The sequence below is a fragment of the Streptomyces sp. NPDC002602 genome, from assembly GCF_042889445.1.
Classification (GTDB): domain Bacteria; phylum Actinomycetota; class Actinomycetes; order Streptomycetales; family Streptomycetaceae; genus Streptomyces.
Genome location: NZ_JBIAQX010000005.1, coordinates 256,675 through 272,626, shown reverse-complemented (window position 1 = coordinate 272,626; position 15,952 = coordinate 256,675). Strand labels below are relative to the sequence as shown.

General features: G+C 72.5%; 16 protein-coding genes. 11 read left to right on the top strand and 5 right to left on the bottom strand.

Annotation, left to right across the window (positions count from 1 at the left end; translation table 11 throughout):
• Nucleotides 1-6: 6 nt before the first annotated feature.
• Entirely contained in the window at nt 7-924 is a 918-nt protein-coding gene (locus ACFYW3_RS17425) for a LysR family transcriptional regulator (RefSeq protein WP_351375503.1), read from the top strand.
• Nucleotides 925-1,192: 268 nt separating this feature from the next.
• Here the strand turns inward: ACFYW3_RS17425 and ACFYW3_RS17420 are convergent, their stop codons facing one another.
• The 3 genes from ACFYW3_RS17420 to ACFYW3_RS17410 all read right to left on the bottom strand — a co-directional run bounded on the left by ACFYW3_RS17420 (nt 1,193) and on the right by ACFYW3_RS17410 (nt 4,344).
• Complete coding sequence (locus tag ACFYW3_RS17420; protein ID WP_389386680.1) at nt 1,193-1,912, bottom strand: gamma-glutamyl-gamma-aminobutyrate hydrolase family protein; 720 nt, start codon at nt 1,910-1,912, stop codon at nt 1,193-1,195.
• A gap of 75 nt (nt 1,913-1,987) precedes the next feature.
• On the bottom strand, nt 1,988-3,457 hold the full coding sequence (eat, locus tag ACFYW3_RS17415; RefSeq protein ID WP_389386679.1) for an ethanolamine permease: 1,470 nt from the start codon (nt 3,455-3,457) through the stop codon (nt 1,988-1,990).
• Between the two features lie 140 nt (nt 3,458-3,597).
• Nucleotides 3,598-4,344: an FCD domain-containing protein gene (locus ACFYW3_RS17410; protein WP_351762634.1), complete on the bottom strand. Its 747-nt coding sequence runs from the start codon at nt 4,342-4,344 to the stop codon at nt 3,598-3,600.
• A 77-nt stretch (nt 4,345-4,421) separates the two neighbouring features.
• Here ACFYW3_RS17410 and ACFYW3_RS17405 point away from each other — a divergent pair, with 77 nt between their 5' ends.
• The 4 genes from ACFYW3_RS17405 to ACFYW3_RS17390 all read left to right on the top strand — a co-directional run bounded on the left by ACFYW3_RS17405 (nt 4,422) and on the right by ACFYW3_RS17390 (nt 9,452).
• On the top strand, nt 4,422-5,792 hold the full coding sequence (locus tag ACFYW3_RS17405; protein WP_351762637.1) for a glutamine synthetase family protein: 1,371 nt from the start codon (nt 4,422-4,424) through the stop codon (nt 5,790-5,792).
• A 48-nt stretch (nt 5,793-5,840) separates the two neighbouring features.
• The gene (locus tag ACFYW3_RS17400) at nt 5,841-7,220 is read left to right on the top strand and encodes an aldehyde dehydrogenase family protein (RefSeq protein WP_351762639.1); all 1,380 of its coding nucleotides are present in this window, start codon (nt 5,841-5,843) and stop codon (nt 7,218-7,220) included.
• A gap of 7 nt (nt 7,221-7,227) precedes the next feature.
• Nucleotides 7,228-8,019, top strand: a complete 792-nt coding sequence (locus ACFYW3_RS17395; protein ID WP_053681911.1) for a 3-oxoacyl-ACP reductase — start codon at nt 7,228-7,230, stop codon at nt 8,017-8,019.
• Nucleotides 8,020-8,150: 131 nt separating this feature from the next.
• The gene (locus ACFYW3_RS17390; RefSeq protein ID WP_389386678.1) at nt 8,151-9,452 is read left to right on the top strand and encodes a haloacid dehalogenase-like hydrolase; all 1,302 of its coding nucleotides are present in this window, start codon (nt 8,151-8,153) and stop codon (nt 9,450-9,452) included.
• Between the two features lie 29 nt (nt 9,453-9,481).
• Here the strand turns inward: ACFYW3_RS17390 and ACFYW3_RS17385 are convergent, their stop codons facing one another.
• Complete coding sequence (locus ACFYW3_RS17385; RefSeq protein WP_351762644.1) at nt 9,482-10,675, bottom strand: amino acid deaminase/aldolase; 1,194 nt, start codon at nt 10,673-10,675, stop codon at nt 9,482-9,484.
• Nucleotides 10,676-10,885: 210 nt separating this feature from the next.
• Here ACFYW3_RS17385 and ACFYW3_RS17380 point away from each other — a divergent pair, with 210 nt between their 5' ends.
• The 3 genes from ACFYW3_RS17380 to ACFYW3_RS17370 are packed head-to-tail and all read left to right on the top strand — an operon-like array spanning nt 10,886 to nt 13,613.
• Nucleotides 10,886-11,665: a hypothetical protein gene (locus ACFYW3_RS17380; RefSeq protein WP_351762647.1), complete on the top strand. Its 780-nt coding sequence runs from the start codon at nt 10,886-10,888 to the stop codon at nt 11,663-11,665.
• Nucleotides 11,662-12,870 carry a type VII secretion-associated serine protease mycosin gene (mycP, locus tag ACFYW3_RS17375; protein WP_351762650.1) on the top strand — a complete coding sequence of 403 codons (1,209 nt, stop codon included), beginning with the start codon at nt 11,662-11,664 and terminating at the stop codon, nt 12,868-12,870. The genes ACFYW3_RS17380 and mycP overlap by 4 nt, the downstream gene beginning before the upstream one ends.
• Before the next feature lie 2 nt (nt 12,871-12,872).
• Nucleotides 12,873-13,613, top strand: a complete 741-nt coding sequence (locus ACFYW3_RS17370; RefSeq protein WP_389386677.1) for an SseB family protein — start codon at nt 12,873-12,875, stop codon at nt 13,611-13,613.
• Between the two features lie 85 nt (nt 13,614-13,698).
• On the opposite strand, the gene ACFYW3_RS17365 is transcribed toward ACFYW3_RS17370, so the two are convergent.
• Nucleotides 13,699-14,076, bottom strand: a complete 378-nt coding sequence (locus tag ACFYW3_RS17365; RefSeq protein WP_351762656.1) for a DUF1844 domain-containing protein — start codon at nt 14,074-14,076, stop codon at nt 13,699-13,701.
• A 350-nt stretch (nt 14,077-14,426) separates the two neighbouring features.
• Here ACFYW3_RS17365 and infC point away from each other — a divergent pair, with 350 nt between their 5' ends.
• The 3 genes from infC (at nt 14,427) to rplT (ending at nt 15,946) form a co-directional block, all read left to right on the top strand.
• Entirely contained in the window at nt 14,427-15,158 is a 732-nt protein-coding gene (gene infC / locus ACFYW3_RS17360) for a translation initiation factor IF-3 (protein ID WP_351375476.1), read from the top strand.
• Between the two features lie 105 nt (nt 15,159-15,263).
• Nucleotides 15,264-15,458: a 50S ribosomal protein L35 gene (gene rpmI, locus ACFYW3_RS17355; protein ID WP_030387121.1), complete on the top strand. Its 195-nt coding sequence runs from the start codon at nt 15,264-15,266 to the stop codon at nt 15,456-15,458.
• A 101-nt stretch (nt 15,459-15,559) separates the two neighbouring features.
• Nucleotides 15,560-15,946, top strand: a complete 387-nt coding sequence (gene rplT, locus ACFYW3_RS17350; protein ID WP_007263143.1) for a 50S ribosomal protein L20 — start codon at nt 15,560-15,562, stop codon at nt 15,944-15,946.
• The last annotated feature ends 6 nt before the right edge of the window (nt 15,947-15,952 follow it).

The following is a 15,952-nucleotide window of genomic DNA, read 5'->3' as shown; positions in this document are numbered from 1 at the left end:
GACCTTATGGGTAATGAGGAGTGGGTTCCGCTGGCGCACCGCGTACCGGATCTGGGCGCGCTGGAACTGCTGCTCGCGGTCGCCCGCGTCGGCAGCCTGAGCGGGGCCGCCCGGCGGCTGGGCATCACCCAACCCGCCGCCAGCAGCCGCATTCGAGCCATGGAGACCCGCCTGGGCGTGGCGCTCGTCGACCGGTCCCCGCGCGGGTCCACGCTCACGGCCGAGGGCGCGCTGGTCACCGACTGGGCGCGGCGGGTCGTGGAGGCCGCCGAGGCCTTCGACGCGGGCGCGCAGGCGCTGCGCGGGCGGCGGGACTCGCGGCTGCGGGTGGCGGCGAGCATGACCATCGCGGAGTACCTGCTGCCCGGCTGGTTGATCGCCCTGCGCGGGCAACGTCCCGGCACGGCCGTGTCACTGCACGCCGGGAACTCGGCCGACGTCGCCGAACGGGTCCTCGCGCACGAGGCCGACCTCGGGTTCGTGGAAGGACTCTCCGTACCGGACGGACTGGACTCGGTGGCCATCGCCCAGGACCGGCTGGTGGTGGCGGTGGCTCCGGGACACCCCTGGGCGCGGCGCACCAGGCCGGTGCCGGCGGAGGAACTGGCCGCGACCCCGCTGATCCTGCGGGAACGGGGCTCGGGGACGCGGCAGGTGCTGGACGCGGCGCTGGCCGGGTGCGGAGGACTGGCCGCGCCCCTGCTGGAACTCGCGTCCACGACCGCCGTGAAGGCGGCGGCGCTCAGCGGGGCCGGGCCGTGCGTGCTGTCGGAGCTGGCGGTCGGGGACGAACTGGGGGCGCGGCGGCTGGTGGAGGTGCCGGTTGCCGGGGCGGCGCTGGATCGGGCGCTGCGGGCCGTGTGGCCGACGGGGGCGCGGCCGGCGGGGCCCGCGCGGGATCTGCTGGCGCTGACCCGGACGTGACGTGACCCCTGGCCGGGGGGTGCGGGGGTGGGGCCGGGGCGGTTGGCCTCCCCGGGGCCCGGCCCCCGGGCCCCCGGCCCCCGGGCCCTGGCCCCCAGGCCCCGGCACTCCGGCCCCGGCACTCCGGCCCCGGGGTGCGCTGTCGGGTGCGGCGCCGTTGCGGGGGCTCCGCCCCCGGACCCCCGCGCCTCAAACGCCCGCGGGGCTGGATGGGGTGGGTCCGCGGCCTGGGGCTGGATGGGCGGGGGCGGGGGCGGAACGGTAGGGGTCAGACGCGGGCCAGGGTGGTGGTGAGGTTCGTGGCGGCGGTGGCCGCCGTGATCAGGGCGGACATGACCCGGGTGTCCTTGTCGCGTTCCGGGTGCCACTGGACGCCCACGACCCAACGGTCCGGGTCGGGGAGTTCGATGGCCTCCACCGTGCCGTCCAGGGCGTGGGCCGAGACGATCAGGCCCTGGCCCAGGCGGTCGACGGCCTGGTGGTGGTACGTCGGCACGTCCGCCTCCTCCGGCACCAGCGCCGCGTACCGGGTGCCCGCGACCGGGCGGACCGGGTGCGAGGAGATGGTGCCCGGGGTGTGGACGTGGCCGTCGAGGTGCTGGATCAGGCTGCCGCCCAGGACCACGTTCAGCGCCTGCATGCCCCGGCAGATGCCGAGCAGCGGGAGGTCCGCGGCCAGGGCGGCCCTGATGAGGGCCAGCTCCCATTCGTCGCGGACCGTGGCGGGTGCGCCCGTACGGGGGTCGCGGGGGGCGCCGTAGTGGACGGGGTCGACGTCCGGGCCGCCCGCGACGACCAGGCCGTCCACCCGGCTCAGCACCTCCGCGGCGCGTCCCGGCTCGTCCGGCGGCAGCAGTACCGCTGCGCCGCCCGCCGCCTGGACGAGTTCGTAGTACCCGGAGGGGACGAGGGCGGTCGGGAGGTCCCACACGTTGTAGCGGGTGGATTCCTCGACGTAGGTGGTGATGCCGATGAGCGGCCTGGGCACGGGTGCTACCTCCAGGGTGGTTCCGGGGTGTTCCGACGGGGGCCCGTACCGGCGAACCGGTACGGGCCCAGGATTTCAGTCGCGGGTCAATTCCGCCTCGGCGGCCGCCAGCGCCGCGAACTCCTCCTCGGGCGCGGAGGCCACCAGGTGGTGGCGGCTGTAGAGCGCGAAGTAGGCGAGGGCGACGGCGTACACGGCCAGCGCGATGAAGGCCGCGTCCTTGTCCACGAGGAAGGTCGCGACGAGCGCCGAGAGGGCCAGGACGAAGGCCACCGAGGAGGTGACGATGCCGCCCGGGGTGCGGTACGGCCGCTCCAGACCGGGCTCCCGCCGGCGGAGCACGATGTGCGAGAGGGCCATCAGGGCGTACGAGATGGTCGCGCCGAACACGGCGATGTTGAGCATGCGCGGACCGTTGCCGGTGGCGGCGGCCAGGGCGAAGCCGATCGCGCCGGGGATCAGCAGGCCCAGGTACGGGGCCTTGCGCTTCGAGGTCAGGGACAGGAAGCGCGGCAGGTAGCCCGCCCGGGAGAGGGCGAACAGCTGGCGCGAGCCGGCGTAGATGAGGGAGAAGAACGACGCCACGAGGCCCGCGAGTCCCGCGTAGTTGACGAACGTCTTCAGCCAGGAGAGCCCCGGGTTGCCCTCCAGGGCGACGACCAGCGGGTTGCCGGCGTCCTTGAGGGCGTCGGCGCCGCGGGCGCCCGTCGAGGCGAGGAAGGTGATCAGGGCGAGCAGGACGAGGATGCCCATGGAGATCGACAGGGCCCTCGGCATCGAGCGGACCGGGTCCTTGGCCTCCTCCGCCGCGAGGGGGACGCCCTCCACGCCCAGGAAGAACCACATGCCGAAGGGGAAGGCGGCCCAGATGCCGAGGACGCCCAGCGGAAGCCAGGAGCCCGCGCCGAAGGCGCTGCTGTCGACGGCGATGTCGTTCAGGTTCGACGCGTCGAACTCGGTGAACGCGCCGAGCGCGAAGACGATCAGCGCGATCACGGCGACGGCGGTGACGACGAGGGAGAAGCGCAGGGCCTCGCCGACGCCCCACAGGTGGATCCCGATGAAGATGGCGAAGCAGGCGAGGTAGACCGGCCAGCCGGAGGTCAGGCCGAAGAGGTTCAGGGACTCGACGTAGTCGCCGATGAAGATGGAGATCGCGGCGGGGGCCAGGATGTACTCGATGAGGATCGCCGTGCCGGTGAGGAAGCCGCCCCAGGTGCCCAGCGCCCGGCGGGCGAAGCCGTACCCGCCGCCCGCCGTGGGCAGGATCGCGGAGAGTTCCGCGAGGGAGAAGACCAGACAGGCGTACATGGTGCCCATCAGGACGGTGGCGATGGCCAGACCGCCGAAGCCGCCCTGCGCCAGGCCTATGTTCCAGCCGGAGAAGTCCCCGGAGACGACGTACGCGACGCCGAGACCGGTGAGCAGCAGCCAGCCGGCGCTGCCGCGGCGGAGCGTGCGGCGTTCCAGGTAGCCGTCGCCGCCCTCGGGGGACGTGGTGGGATCGGCCGCGGCTGTCAGCCGGGCCTCGGTGTCGTCGGCCATGTGCGCTCCTGCCTAGGGCAATGGTTGTGAGGCGTACCTTTGCGTCATGGGAGTGGAGCGCGCAAGACCCCTGCGTTAAACAGGGGTTACGAAACGCTCTCGGTCCGAAACCTGGCCGAATCAGCCAGGAAGGGCAGATTTCAGGCCAGAAATCCCCGCAGGAGCGCCGCCGTCCCGCAGCAGTGTTCGCGCATCGTCTCCCGCGCCGCGTCCGCGTTCCCCTCCAGGACCGCCTCCACCACGGTCGAATGCTGCTGTTGCGAGTGCTCCAGGTTGCGCACCAGCAGCGGAATGCAGTCCAGCAGGTCGTTGACGGTGGCGCGGACGGCCGCGTACTGGGCCGTCAGCGTGGCCGATCCGGCGAGTTCGCACAGGGTGAGGTGGAACAGGGTGTCCTGGCGGCGGTAGTCCGCGAGCGGGGCGTCGTGGGTGGCGGTCAGCGCGCCGAGCAGCCGCTCGGCGCCCTCCTCGGTCAGTCCCTGCGAGGCGCACAGTCCGGCCGCGCCCACCTCCAACACCTCGCGGAAGCGCAGCGCGTCCTCGATGTCCACGCCCGCCACCCGTCGCCGCAGCTCCCGCTCGGCGCCGCCGGCGGGGGTGTCGGGGCGGTTCAGTACGAACGTTCCGCCGTACCGGCCCCGGCGGGCCTCCACCAGGCCCTGGTCCTGGAGCACCTTCAACACCTCCCGAAGGGTCACCCGGCTGATGCCCATCCGCTCGGCCAGCTCGCGCTCGGCCGGAAGCCGCTCCCCGCCGGGCACCAGACCCAGTCGGACGACCTGCAGGATCTGCTCCAACGCCTCCTCGAAACCGTTGCCCGCCCGCACCTGTCTCAGCACCGGATTAAGCCGTGCGATCGCGTCGCCTTCGCTCGCCGTGTCGGTCATCTCGGCCCCTCCCCTTCCCAAGCAATGGTTCTATTCAATACCTTAGGCGCACTCGGCTCACCGAAGGAGAGATTCCAGTGGTAGACCGCAAGCCGCCGCTCGCGATCGAGGAGCTCCGCTCCCTCGTCGCCAGCGGTGAGATCGACACAGTCGTCCTGGCCTTCCCCGACATGCAGGGGCGCCTCCAGGGCAAGCGGTTCGCCGCACAGTTCTTCCTCGACGAGGTACTCGCCCACGGCACCGAGGGCTGCAACTACCTCCTCGCCGTCGACACCGACATGAACACCGTCGACGGATACGAGATGTCCTCCTGGGACCGCGGCTACGGCGACTTCGCCATGCACCCCGACCCGGCCACCCTGCGCCGCCTCCCCTGGAACCCCGGCAGCGTCTTCCTCCTCGCCGACCTGGCCTGGAACGACGGATCGCCGGTGGTCGCCGCGCCGCGCCAGATCCTGCGCCGCCAACTGGAGCGCCTCGCCGACCTCGGGTACACCGCCATGGTCGGCACCGAACTGGAGTTCATGGTCTTCCAGGACACCTACGAACAGGCCTGGAACGCCAACTACCGTGACCTGACACCGGCCAACCAGTACAACATCGACTACTCCGTCCTCGGCACCGGCCGCGTCGAGCCCCTGCTGCGCCGCATCCGCAACGAGATGCAGGCCGCCGGCCTCGTCGTCGAATCCGCCAAGGGCGAGTGCAACCTCGGGCAGCACGAGATCGTGTTCCGCTACGACGAGGCGCTCACCACCTGCGACCAGCACTCCGTCTACAAGACGGGAGCCAAGGAGATCGCGGCCCAGGAAGGCGTCTCGCTCACCTTCATGGCCAAGTACGACGAGCGCGAGGGCAACTCCTGTCACATCCACCTCTCGCTGGGTGACGCCGACGGACACAACGCGATGGCCGGCGGACCCGACGACCCCGACGGCATGTCGCCGGTGATGCGCCACTTCCTGGCCGGCCAACTGGCCGCGCTGCGGGACTTCTCCCTTCTCTACGCCCCGAACATCAACTCGTACAAGCGTTTTCGCCCCGGATCCTTCGCACCGACCGCCGTCGCCTGGGGCGTGGACAACCGGACCTGCGCCCTCCGCGTGGTCGGCCACGGCCGCTCCATGCGCTTCGAGAACCGCCTGCCCGGCGGCGACGTCAACCCGTACCTCGCCGTCTCCGGTCTCATCGCCGCGGGCTTGTACGGCATCGAGCACGGCCTGGAACTGCCCGAGGCCTGCGCCGGCAACGCGTACACCGCCGACTTCGCCCACGTCCCCACCTCCCTGCGCGAGGCCGCGGAACTCTGGGAGAACAGCGAGATCGCCAAGGCCGCGTTCGGCCCCGAAGTCGTCGCCCACTACCGCAACATGGCGCGCGTGGAACTCGACGCCTACGACTCCGCGGTGACCGACTGGGAACTGCGCCGCTCCTTCGAACGCCTCTGACCGCACCCACCCCGCACCCACCGCACCCGAACGTCTGAGAGGCACCACGTGTCCGATGAGCTGGCCCCCCTCGATCTGAGAGTGCTGAACCCGGCCACCGAGGAGATCGTCGCCACCGTCCCGACCGCCACACGGGACGACGTCGACGCCGCCGTCACCAGGGCCGCCGCGGCCCAACGGGCCTGGGCCGCGGCCTCACCCGCCGACCGCGCCCGACTGCTGCGCCGCTTCGCCGCGGTGGTCGACGGACACGTCGAGGAACTCGCCGCCCTGGAGGTCCGGGAAGCCGGACACACCATCGGCAACGCCCGCTGGGAAGCCGGGAACGTACGCGACCTGCTCGACTTCGCCGCCGGGGGAGTGGAACGACTCTCCGGTCGGCAGATCCCCGTCGCGGGCGGCATCGACGTCACCTTCCTCGAACCCCTCGGCGTCATCGGCGTGATCGCCCCCTGGAACTTCCCCATGCCGATCGCCGCCTGGGGCGTGGCACCCGCCCTCGCCGCCGGCAACGCCGTCATCCTCAAGCCCGCCGAGACCACCCCCCTCACCGCCCTGCGCCTCGCCGAACTCGCCCTCCAGGCCGGGATCCCCGAACACCTCTTCCAGGTGCTCCCCGGCCGGGGAGCGATCACCGGCGACGCGCTGGTCGAACACCCCGGCGTCGCGAAGATCGTCTTCACCGGTTCCACCCCCGTCGGCAAGCGGATCATGGCCAAGTGCGCCGACCGGGTGAAGCGGCTCACCCTCGAACTCGGCGGCAAGAGCCCCAACATCGTCTTCGCCGACGCCGACCTGGAGGCCGCCGCCGCGGCGGCCCCGATGTCCTTCCTCGACAACACCGGCCAGGACTGCTGCGCCCGCACCCGGATCCTCGTACAGCGCTCCGTGTACGACCGGTTCCTCGAACTCGTCACCCCGGGCATCCAAGGCGTGGTCGTCGGCGACCCGTCCGACGAGAAGACCCAGATGGGGCCGTTGATCTCGCAGGTGCAGCGGGAGCGCGTACGGTCCCACGTCACCGACGACCTCACCGCGATCCGCGGCACCGCCCCCGACGGCCCCGGCTTCTGGTACCCCCCGACCCTCGTCGTCGACGTCGACCCCGCCGCGCCCGTCGCCGTCGAGGAGGTCTTCGGCCCGGTCGCCGTCGTCCTGCCCTTCGAGGACGAGGAGGACGCCGTGCGCCTGGCCAACGCCACCACGTACGGGCTCTCCGGCTCCCTGTGGACCCGCGACATCGGCCGCGCCCTGCGCGTCTCGCGCGCCGTCGCCGCGGGCAACCTGTCCGTCAACTCCCACAGCAGCGTCCGCTACTGGACGCCCTTCGGCGGCTACAAGCAGTCCGGCCTCGGCCGGGAGCTCGGACCCGACGCCCTCACCGCTTTCACCGAGACCAAGAACGTCTTCATCAGCACGGAGGCCTGAACCCACCATGACCACTTCCGACAACGAGATCGTCTGCCGCCGCCTGGTCGGCCGTACCGCCGTCATCACCGGAGCCGGCAGCGGCATCGGTCTCGCCACCGCGCGCCGCCTCGCCTCCGAGGGCGCCAACATCGTCTGCGGGGACATCGACGAGACCGCCGGCAAGGCCGCCGCCGAGGAAGTCGGCGGAACCTTTGTCAAGGTCGACGTCACCAGCCCCGAGGAGGTCGAGGCCCTCTTCAAGACCGCCTTCGACACCTACGGCTCCGTCGACATCGCCTTCAACAACGCGGGCATCTCACCCCCCGACGACGACTCGATCCTCACCACGGGCCTGGAGGCCTGGAAGCGGGTCCAGGACGTCAACCTGACCTCCGTCTACCTCTGCTGCAAGGCCGCCCTGCCCTACATGCAGCGCCAGGGCCGCGGCTCCATCATCAACACCGCCTCCTTCGTCGCGATCATGGGCGCCGCCACCTCCCAGATCTCCTACACCGCCTCCAAGGGCGGCGTGCTCGCCATGTCCCGCGAACTCGGCGTGCAGTTCGCCCGCGAGGGCATCCGCGTCAACGCGCTCTGCCCGGGACCGGTCAACACCCCGCTCCTCCAGGAGCTGTTCGCCAAGGACCCCGAGCGCGCCGCCCGTCGCCTCGTGCACATCCCGCTGGGCCGGTTCGCCGAACCCACCGAGATCGCCGCGGCCGTGGCCTTCCTCGCCAGCGACGACTCCTCCTTCATCAACGCCACCGACTTCCTCGTCGACGGCGGCATCGCCGGCGCGTACGTCACCCCCCTCTAACCGACCCGCCGGGTGCGCCGAACGCCCCCCGACCACACCTCCCCCCGACAGCCGGGCGTCGCACGACGCCCGGCTGTCGTGCTCCACCGCCCGCGACGCCCCCCCCGCAGGAAACAGGAGTGCCCACCCCGATGACCCGATCCGGTTCCGCGCGACGCCTCCGGGCCGCCCTGGCCGTCGCGGCGATGGCCGCCGGCTCCCTCGCGGCCACCGCGCCCGCCGCCCAGGCCGCCCACCCCGGCGGCCACTGCACCACCCCCACGCTCAAGGCCGGCTGGTACGGGAACAACCAGGCTCGGCTCCAGCGGCTCCTCGACACGTACGGCGCCTGCGCCCCGTACCGACCGAACCGCGACAAGCCCGTCGCCGTCTTCGACTGGGACAACACCGTCGTCAAGAACGACGTCGGCGACGCCACCATGTTCTGGCTGCTGCGCAACGGCAAGATCCGCCGACCCGCCGACGGCGGCTGGGCCGGCACCAGCCGCCACCTCACCCCGGCCGCCGCCGCGGCCCTGACGGACGCCTGCGACCGGCTCGCCCGCCCCGGCGCCCCACTGCCCACCGGCACCCCCGCCGGCGCCGACTGCGCCGACGAGGTCAACGCCGTCTACGGCACCGCCGCCACCCGGTCCGGCGCCGCCGCCTTCGCGGGCTGGGACCACCGCACGACCGAACCCGGTTACGCCTGGCTGTCCCAGCTCACACGCGGCTGGACCGCCCGCGAGGTCCGCGGCTTCGCCGCCGCCGCACGGGCCGAGAACCTGGCCGCGCCCGTCGGCGCGAAACAGCGGGTCGGCACCACGACGACCGCCACCGGCTGGGTCCGCTACTACGACCAGCAGAAGGACCTCATCGGTGCCCTGCGGAAAGCCGGCTTCGACGTCTGGATCAGCTCGGCCTCGCCGCAGCCGGTCGTCGAGGTGTGGGCCCGGGGCGTCGGCATCGCCGCCGACCACGTCATCGGCATCCGCAACACCACGACGCGCGACGGCCGCCACACCGCCCACCTCCAGGGCTGCGGCTCCGTCAAGGACGGCGACGACACGATGATCACGTACATCGACGGCAAGCGCTGCTGGATCAACAAGGAGGTCTTCGGGGTACGGGGCGCCGCCGCCGAGAAGGTCCAACCGGCCGCCCGCCGCCAGGTCTTCGCCGCCGGCGACTCCGACACCGACATCTCGTTCCTGCGCGACGCCACCGCGCTGCGGCTCGTCCTCAACCGCAACAAGAACGAACTCATGTGCCGCGCCTACGACAACAGCGACGGCAAGTGGATCGTGAACCCGATGTTCATCGAGCCGAAGGGCCACAAGGCCGCCCCGTACCCGTGCGCGACGACGGGTTACGTCGAGCGCGACGGCACCCCCGGACCCGTCCGCCGGGGCGACACGAGTGTCATCCCCGACCAACAGGACACCGTGTACTGAGCGGCACGGCACCCCCGACAGGCCTGGTGCTAGAGGAACGTGCGGCCCTCGCCCCGGTACGTCGGGGCGGTGGCCGTCACCCGATCACCCTCGACGAGGTGCAACGTATCGAAGCGCTCGCACAGTTCACCGGCCTTCGCGTGCCGGAACCACACCCGGTCGCCGATCAGCAGATCGTCGGCCGGGCCGCCGAGCAGCGGAGTCTGGACCTCACCGGCACCCTCCTGCGGGTCGTAGCGCAGACCCGCCGGGAGGTACGGAACGGGCAGCCGGTCCGGGCCGGGCGCACCCGAGGCCGGATACCCGCCGCCGAGCACGGTCACGACCCCCACACCGGGCCTGCGGACCACGGGCTGGGCGAACAGGGCGGCCGGACGCCCCCGGAAGGACGTGTAGTTGTCGAACAGCCTTGGCACGTAGAGCCCCGAACCGGCGGCGATCTCAGTCACCGCGTCCTCGGCGGCGGTCTGCTGCACGCTGCCGGTGCCGCCCCCGTTGACGAACTCCAGGTCGGGCACCACCGCACGGACGGCCCGAACCGTCTCGGCGCGACGGGCCGCCAACTCCCTGCGGGCCGCGCCCTGCATCAGACGGATCGCCCGGGACCGCAACGGACGCCCGGCCAACGAGTCCCCGACACCGGCGACATGACCCTCGTAGCCCATCAGCCCCACCACCCGGAACCCCGGACGGGCCGAGACCGCGCGGGCCAGGTCCGCGAGCTGCCGCGGCTCGCGCAGCGGCGAACGGCGGGCGCCCACCCGGACCCTGCCGCCGAGGAGGTGCAGCGCGGTGTCCAACTCCAGACAGACCCGGATCTCCTGGGAACCCCCGTCCCTGGCCCGGTCGATGAGTTCCACCTGGGCGAGGTCGTCCACCATCACGGTGATCGCCCCGGCCAGTTTGGGATCGTCGGCGAGTTCCGCGAAACCGGCGAGGTCGGCGGAGGGATAGGCGAGGAGCACGTCCTCGAACCCGGAACGGGCCAGCCAGATGCTCTCGGCGAGGGTGTACGACATGATTCCCGCGAACCCGGGCCGGGCCAGCACCCGTTCGAGCAACACACGACACCGCACGGACTTGCTGGCCACCCGGATCGGCTTGCCGGCCGCACGACGGACGAGGTCGTCGGCGTTGGCGTCGAACGCGGCCAGATCCACGATGGCCAGCGGCGCGTCGAGGTGGGCGGTGGCCTTGTCGTACCGGGCACGGTCGGAAGTCATGGCGGCAGCCTGCCATGCCCGTGTACCGGTGGGTAGGGGGTGCGTGTCACCACCCCGCGCGGCGCCGAGGACCACCGCCGACCGCCCGCGGCCCCGGCGACCGGAGCCGGGGGACCCGGGGTCGACCGCGCTCCCCTTCCACCCCCCTGCCGGGGCCCCCGTACAGTACGGGGAAGGCCGCAGCGTAAGAACGGGGGGCGGAGCAGCCGGATGACGACGTCCACACCGCAATCGCCGGTCCTGGCCGAGACCGACCCGCCCCCGCGCCGGCGCCCCGCACGCGTGACGGCCGCGGTCCTCTTCGGGGTGTTGGGAACCGGCCTCGTCGGCGGAGCCGCGTTCACCGCCTGGAACGAACACCGGGAAGCACACCGCCCCGTGGCCCCCGACGCCGCCTACCGCAAAGCGGCCACGCTCTGGCGCGACGCCCCCGTCGACCGCCTCTTCCCGCCCTCCCTCGACGGCCGCGACAAGGGCCCCGACGGCGCCGACCGGTCCTGGACCCGGATCGCGCTCGCCCCCGACGCCGACTGCCCGGCCGCCCTCGACGCCACCTGGCGCGCGACCCTGGCCGACACCGGCTGCACCCGCGTGCTCCGCGCCACCTACATCGACTCCACCCGCAGCTCCCTGATCGCCGTCGGCCTGGTCTTCACCACCGCGGACTCCACCACCATGGCCGGCTTCCGCGACCGCATGACCCTTCCCTCCGCCTTCGGGTTCGCCGACTCCCGGCGCGCCGCCTGGACCGCCACCCCGATCGCGGGCGCCCCCGCGATCGTCTACACCGTCTCCGCCTTCGCCGACGGCCGCGCACCGGACGCCCCCCGGCCCGCCGAGGAGGCCGTCCGGCAGGACGCGACCGGAGTCGTGGCCGAGTCCGGTCTCGGTCACGACGCCAAGGCCGTCGCGTCGGAGGTGGGACGCGCGGTCGCCGCCCTGGCCGCCCCGCCCGCGTCACCCGCCCCGGACCGGAAGGCCCGACCGTGAGCCGCCCGCCCCTGAGCCGCCCGGGAGCGAGTCGCTCCCGCGCCGCCGCCGCGCTCGCCCTCGCCGTCCTCCTCGCCGGAGCCGGCGCGCACCCCGCCTCCGCCGACGCCATCCGGGACCGCCAGTGGGGCCTGCTGGCCCTGCGCGCGGAAGAGGCGTGGGGAACCACCCAGGGCGACGGGGTCACGGTGGCCGTCCTCGACACCGGCGTGGACGCCACCCACCCCGACCTCGCCGGCCAGGTGCTCGACGGCACCGACCTCGTCGGCATGGGCGCCGGCCGCGGCGACCGGGCCTGGGCCCGGCACGGCACCGCGATGGCGAGCATCATCGCCGGCCGCGGCCACGGCCCCAGCCGCGGCCAAGGCGTCCTCGGCATCGCCCCGCAGGCCAGGATCCTGCCGGTACGGGTGATCCTGGAAGAGGCCGACCCGGGCCGGGCGAAGGCACGCGGAAGCAAGTCCGGGGCCCTCTCCGAGGGCATCCGCTGGGCCGTCGACCACGGCGCCGACGTCATCAACCTCTCGCTCGGCGACGACAGCGAGTCCGCCCACCACGAGGGCGCCGAGGACGAGGCGGTCCGGTACGCGCTCGGCAAGGGCGTGGTCGTCGTCGCCTCCGCGGGCAACGGCGGCGAGCGCGGCGATCCCACCTCCTACCCGGCCGCCTACCCGGGGGTCATCGCCGTCACCGCCGTCGACCGCGAGGGCCGCAAGGCCGACTTCTCCACCCGCCACTGGTACGCGACCGTCAGCGCCCCCGGCGTGGACGTGGTCATCGCGGACCCCGACCGCTCCTACTACGAGGCGTGGGGCACCAGCGCCGCGGCCGCCTTCGTCTCCGGCACCGTGGCCCTCGTCAAGGCCGCGCACCCGGACCTGTCCCCGGCGCAGATCAAGAAGCTGCTGGAGAACACCGCCTCCGACGCCCCGGCCGGGGGCCGCGACGACGCCCGGGGCCACGGCACGGTGGACGCGGTCGCCGCCCTCCAGGCCGCGGACGCGCTCCGCCCCGAAGGACCGCTGCCCACCCCCGTCCCGGCCGGCCGGGAGTACTTCGGCCCCGGCCCCGAGCCCGTCCGCCCGCCGCAACGCACGGCACGCCTGGGGGCGCCGGCGGCAGCGGCCGCGGGTGTGGTGCTGCTCGCACTGGCCGGCGTACTGGCCCGGCGCCCGAGGGTTTCCCGGCGGGATAGGGTCGGTTGATTGTGGCGAACAAGAACATTCCCGACCCCGGTTTCTCCGACGACGACGGCTCCGCCGATCCCGTCCTGAGCGCGGCCCTGGCCGCCTGGTCCCTGGACAAGGCGCGGGAACCGGAGGTGTGGGCCGCCCTCGAGGGCGCCCGCCTGCTGGTCCCCGTGGTCGCGGTCCTCGGCGAGGTCGAGACCGACCCGGAGACCGGGCTCAAGCGGGAGAAGACCAGCGACATGGCCGTCCCCACCCTCACGGCGGGGGACCGGCGGGCGCTGCCCGCCTTCACCTCGATCGCCTCGCTGGCGCTCTGGGACCCGGCCGCCCGCCCGGTCGCGGTGCCGCTGCACCAGGCACTGGCCGCGGCGGCGCACGAGAAGGCCGACACGATCGTCCTCGACCTGGCCGGGCCGGTGACGTACCAGCTGACCGGTCCGGCGCTGCTCGCTCTCGCGGAGGGCCGCACGGGTGCGAGCCCGGTGGACGACCCCGTCGTGCGCGAGGCCGTACGGGCGGCCGTGGCCGCCGAGCCCGCCGTGCTCCGGGCGCACCTGGTCGCGGGTCGGGGGGACGCCGACGGGACGCTCGCGATCGTGCCGGCCGCCGACGGCCGACCGGCCGCGACCGCGCGCCGGGTGGCCGAGGCCATCGCGGCCGACGAGACCCTGCGCGGCCGGCTGGTGCGCGGGCTGGACCTGGCGCTGCTGCCGCCCGACGCGCCGGCCCCGCCCGGCGAGCCGCTGTACGTCCGCTGAGACGCGAACGGCGCCGGCCCCCTCGGACGATTCGAGGGGGCCGGCGCCGTTGGCGCGTCCGGGGCGGACGCGGCACGCCTCCCGGTCAGGAGAAGACGGGACCGGTGAACTTCTCGCCCGGCCCCTGGCCCGGCTCGTCCGGCACCAGGGAGGCCTCGCGGAAGGCCAGTTGGAGCGACTTCAGGCCGTCGCGCAGCGGAGCCGCGTGGAAGGAGCTGATCTCGGTGGCGCTCGCGGTGACCAGCCCGGCCAGGGCGGTGATCAGCTTGCGGGCCTCGTCGAGGTCCTTGTGCTCGGAATCCGGCTTGTCCAGGCCCAGGTTGACCGCCGCGGCGCTCAGCAGGTGCACGGCCACCGTGGTGATCACCTCGACGGCGGGCACGTCCGCGATGTCGCGGGTCATGGAGTCGTAGTCGGGGGCCTGGTCGCCGTCGGTGGCGGGAGTGGGGGTCGCGTCAGTCATGTCCCACACGATAAGCCGGGCCGCTCGCCCCGCCGACCGGTGCTCGGGGCGAGCGGGTCTGGCGCGCAGTGCTATATTGGGTTAACGACCGGCCGGAGACGCATGTCCCCGGCCCACAAGTGGAGGCTCCGATCTCCCACCTGACCGCCCTCCGGGGTGGCGGGTCACCGGTCAGGCGGTATCCATCGTTCCGTACGGACGATGGAAAGCTGCCCGAGTTGCGCCCCGCGTTCGCATGCGGCGGTGCTCCGGTCTTTTGGAGCCCCTGCCTGTGCCCGGCGGGGCTTTTTTCATTCCCCGCCGCGGTTGGTCTGACGACAATAACGTCAGCGGCTGTCTGCCAGGCAGTCGTGTGGTGCTACCGAGGAGGATCCATCAGCACCGAGCCCCGCATCAACGACCGGATTCGCGTTCCCGAGGTACGACTCGTCGGTCCCAGCGGCGAGCAGGTCGGCATCGTGCCGCTTGCGAAGGCGCTTGAGCTCGCGCAGGAGTACGACCTCGACCTGGTCGAGGTCGCGGCGTCCGCACGCCCGCCGGTCTGCAAGCTCATGGACTACGGCAAGTTCAAGTACGAGTCGGCCATGAAGGCCCGTGAGGCGCGCAAGAACCAGGCGCACACGGTCATCAAGGAAATGAAGCTCCGGCCGAAGATCGACCCGCACGACTATGACACCAAGAAGGGTCACGTCGTTCGGTTCCTCAAGCAGGGCGACAAGGTCAAGATCACGATCATGTTCCGTGGCCGCGAGCAGTCCCGACCGGAACTCGGTTACCGACTGCTGCAGCGTCTCGCCTCGGACGTCGAGGACCTCGGGTTCATCGAGTCGAACCCGAAGCAGGACGGCCGAAACATGATCATGGTTCTCGGTCCGCACAAGAAGAAGACCGAGGCGATGGCCGAAGCCCGCGAGGCGCAGGCCGCCCGCAAGGCCGAGCGCCAGGGTGTCGCCCTCACCGACGACGAGGCTCCTTCCGAGGACGTCGTCGAGGTGACGGAGGACGCCGACGGCGCGGTCGCCTCCGCCGAGGCAGCCTCCGACGAGGCGGACACCTCTCACGAGGCACCTGCCGAGGCCTGATTCCGGGGCAGCCCGTCTCGGATCACCGACACAACATGACGCTCCCGTGAGCCGGTCCCGAAAAGGACCGGTGGGGGGCGCCACCGACGAGGAGATAACGGCGCTATGCCGAAGAACAAGACGCACAGCGGTTCCAAGAAGCGCTTCAAGATCACCGGCTCCGGCAAGGTGCTCCGTGAGCGCGCCGGCAAGCGCCACCTGCTCGAGCACAAGTCGTCCCGTGTCACCCGCCGCCTGACCGGCACCGCGGAGATGGCCCCCGGCGACGCCGCGAAGATCAAGAAGCTTCTCGGCAAGTGACGCTCGCCGCTCCCACCACGGGAGCGGGACGTCAAGACCGGGACCCCATCGAATTCGGGTCGTGTGAAGACAACCACGGCCCCGCTACAAGGAGTTAAAAAGTGGCACGCGTCAAGCGGGCAGTAAACGCCCACAAGAAGCGCCGGGCGATCCTCGAGGCGGCCTCCGGCTACCGCGGTCAGCGTTCGCGCCTGTACCGCAAGGCCAAGGAGCAGGTCACCCACTCGCTGGTCTACAACTTCAACGACCGCAAGAAGCGCAAGGGCGACTTCCGTCAGCTGTGGATCCAGCGCATCAACGCCGCTGCCCGCCAGAACGGCATGACGTACAACCGCCTCATCCAGGGTCTGAAGGCCGCCAACATCGAGGTGGACCGCAAGATCCTCGCGGAGCTGGCCGTCAACGACGCCAACGCGTTCGCCGCGCTCGTCGAGGTCGCGCAGAAGGCGCTTCCGGCCGACGTCAACGCCCCGAAGGCCGCTGCCTAAGGCGTA